At 41.4% G+C, this 2,930-nt stretch carries 3 protein-coding genes and 2 pseudogenes; 4 read left to right on the top strand and 1 reads right to left on the bottom strand.

Annotation, left to right across the window (positions count from 1 at the left end; all coding sequences use genetic code 11):
- A pseudogene (locus tag BLT15_RS13790) lies at nt 1-82 on the bottom strand (DUF1670 domain-containing protein); the annotation flags it as partial.
- Nucleotides 83-226: 144 nt separating this feature from the next.
- Between BLT15_RS13790 and BLT15_RS12880 the strand changes: the two are divergent.
- The 4 genes and pseudogenes from BLT15_RS12880 (at nt 227) to BLT15_RS12865 (ending at nt 2,260) form a co-directional block, all read left to right on the top strand.
- On the top strand, nt 227-751 hold the full coding sequence (locus BLT15_RS12880; protein WP_089762475.1) for a DUF6431 domain-containing protein: 525 nt from the start codon (nt 227-229) through the stop codon (nt 749-751).
- Nucleotides 752-909: 158 nt separating this feature from the next.
- Complete coding sequence (locus BLT15_RS12875; protein WP_159429969.1) at nt 910-1,425, top strand: helix-turn-helix domain-containing protein; 516 nt, start codon at nt 910-912, stop codon at nt 1,423-1,425.
- Nucleotides 1,426-1,446: 21 nt separating this feature from the next.
- Nucleotides 1,447-1,698 (top strand): annotated as a pseudogene (locus BLT15_RS12870) (DDE-type integrase/transposase/recombinase); the annotation flags it as partial.
- Nucleotides 1,699-1,744: 46 nt separating this feature from the next.
- A complete protein-coding gene (locus tag BLT15_RS12865; protein WP_089762468.1) occupies nt 1,745-2,260 on the top strand; it encodes an ExeA family protein in 516 nt (171 codons plus the stop codon).
- Nucleotides 2,261-2,930 lie beyond the last annotated feature (670 nt).

Here is a 2,930-nt window from a genome sequence, read left to right as displayed (position 1 = left end):
CTCTTTCATAGTCTTTGATGTATCTATCAACAGCCTGCTGCGAATGATTGGTCTTACGGGCTATATCAGGAGGCTGCAGACCTTCCTCATAAAGTGTAGTTTATCAGTTTATTATGTCTTGAATTAAAAGAAGTTAATCATAATCTTTTTGCTTTTTGCTCTTCTCACCTCCAAAATAATTTGATAAGATATAAGCACATTATTTTTATTTGGGGAGGAGAGCTGAATGCAGATAATACATGATTTTGACGTTTCTCCCTGGCAGTATTACCTGAACGGCCAGGACAATGATTTTCCTGCACTAAGGTCGTGTCCTCGCTGCCATGATGAGATGTTAGGTCATGGCTTTTATCAACGTTACATCATAACCGAGAAAAACAGAAGCTATCAGCTGCATATCAAGCGATTTAAGTGTCGTCACTGCCGCAGAACAGTTTCCCTTTTACCTTCATTTTTACTTCCCTACTTTCAGAGAAGTCTCAAGGCCATCTTCACTGCTCTTTACAGTTATCTTGTCAAAAAACAGTATACCTTAGAGCAAAGACAGCTGCATACCTACCTGAGAAGGTTTCTGGACAACCTGCCCGGTGTTATGAGCTTTTTTCGCGATAAAATATGCTCTCGTCTTAAATTTAACTGCTCGCAAAAGAAAAAAGCCATAAAACTGCTTGAAAGCATCAAAGGCTTGCCCAGCCCCACCTTTTCCCAAAGGTATTTTGATCACTTCCAAAAAAGTTTTATGGCTCTTTAATTTTACCACGGAAGTGACCGGCTGGCAAGCACTTTTTTTAAACACACAAGCTATCACTGGAATTTCGGGCTATTTTCTCTTATGCTGGCCTTATCGGAAGATAATCTGCTATAAAGCTTAATTTCCGATCAATCACAGGCCAGAGGAGGTCTATTTTCTTGAAAGAAAAAGACAGAGAAAAGATAGCCCTATTCCGCTTTAAACTCATCTCTCCCATTTTAACCGGGCAGGTAAATTCTCAAAAGGAGTATTTAGCAAAAATTGCGACCGAGACTCATAATGTCCCCTATTATGGGCCTAAAGAATATGTGCCCAAGACTATTGCCATGTGGTTGAATGATTACCGCCGGGGCGGATTTGAGGCTTTAAAACCCAAACGGCGCTCCGACAGGGGTAAAAGCAGAAAGGTTACTCCTGAACTCAAAGAAATTATTATGGAGAACAGAAAAGAGCATCCCGAACGCTCCGTTTCTCTCTTCTATGATCAGCTGATAGCAGAAAAGAAAATCAAGCCCTCCGATATTTCCTACTCCACTCTGCTCAGATTTTTAAAGCGGGAAAACCTCATGCCCGATTCCCCCCGCAGTGAAGGTGAGCGCAAGAGATTTGCCCATGAGAGAGTCAATGCTCTCTGGCAGGGTGATGTGCTCTCCGGTCCTTACCTCACCGTGTAAGGAAAGAAGTTAAAAACCTATTTAAGCGCCTTCATCGATGACCACTCCCGTATTATCCCCTATGCCATGTTTTTTAGAAACGAGAGATTCTCCACCGTGCGCACGGTGTTGACCGAGGCTATCCTGCGTCGGGGAATCCCCGAGATAATCTATGTCGACAATGCCAAAATTTATCGCTCGGACAGGTTAAGCTTTGCCTGCGCTTCTCTGGGTATTAATTTGGTGCACACAAAACCCTATGACCCCGCCTCTAAAGGTAAAATAGAGCGCTGAAGCCAGGCTCGATTATCTGCTCAAATCCCGGGAAATCGGTGTACTTTTGGGTGAAAACGGCAGCGGCAAGACTACAGCACTGAGAGCTTTTTCGGAAAACTTCAGTTCTTCTCTTTATGCTGTACAAAGATTTTATCACGACCAGAAAATTACTCCTGTGTTCATACTCGATGAAATGCAGCTTGCTGCCCGCAAGTTTTTAAATGATCTGACCATACTTTTTAATTTCAACATGGATTCTCAAAACCCCTTTGTGTTAATACTGGCGGGCCTGCCTCTATTTTTGGACAAATTGAAGTTGAACCAGAATCAGGCTTTAAATCAGAGGGTGGTTATGCAATACAGTCTTGATCCTCTTTCCAAAGAAGAGGTGAAGGAATATCTATCCCATCAGCTTGAGCTTGCCGGCGGCAATCATACCATCTTCAATCCTCAGGCCATAGAGGCCATTGCTTTAAGGACAAAGGGTATACCTCGGCTGATTAACAGCATTGCCATTAATTCTCTGCTTTTAGGCTTGCAGCTTGAGGCCCAGAGTTACTCTCTACTTATCCTCCAGTGAAGCCACTTTTGAAATTAACTTTGCTTCCGAGAAAGGAGTGAAACTTCTCTCTGAAACTCTGAAGGAATTTACAGAAAAATACTCGCAAAAACCTGATATTATCCACACACAGATCAGCACCCCTAACTCTGTCAATTAAAATCTGATACTTATACCCGTGAATAGAGCACACTCCCCTGTGCTCTATTCTAATTTAATGTGACAAATATCTCTGCTTTACCTAATTCAATCTGATAAATTCTCTATCCTACCCCGAAATCTATGCTATTTTAATCTGCATAATTTATCTTTTTTATTGTGACGATTAACATTATACACAGATGATCATCCCTTCCAGTTGTGGTTGTGCAAATTATACCACAACTGGAGATCAAATTGCATTAAATTTTAGTATATCTATTGCAAAATACCCACACTAAATAGCGAAGAGGCAAATATTATTCTCCTGCCTTATATGTCTCACATGAGTATACCGATTGCTATAGCTATAACCACGGCAAAAAAGAAAGCCCAAAAATTCCGCCAGAATGTTATTTTTCGGCCCATTTCTTTCAATTCCAGGGGGCCAGATTTAACCCTTTGGTCAAAGCAATCTTCAAAGATTTCAGAGTGCGCCCTGCAGATTTCTTGAAAGAATAAACTAATAATGTCAGGGTAATGGCGTTTATTA

This window comes from Halarsenatibacter silvermanii (assembly GCF_900103135.1).
Lineage (GTDB): Bacteria > Bacillota > Halanaerobiia > Halanaerobiales > Halarsenatibacteraceae > Halarsenatibacter > Halarsenatibacter silvermanii.
This window is presented reverse-complemented; position numbering and strand designations above follow the sequence as displayed.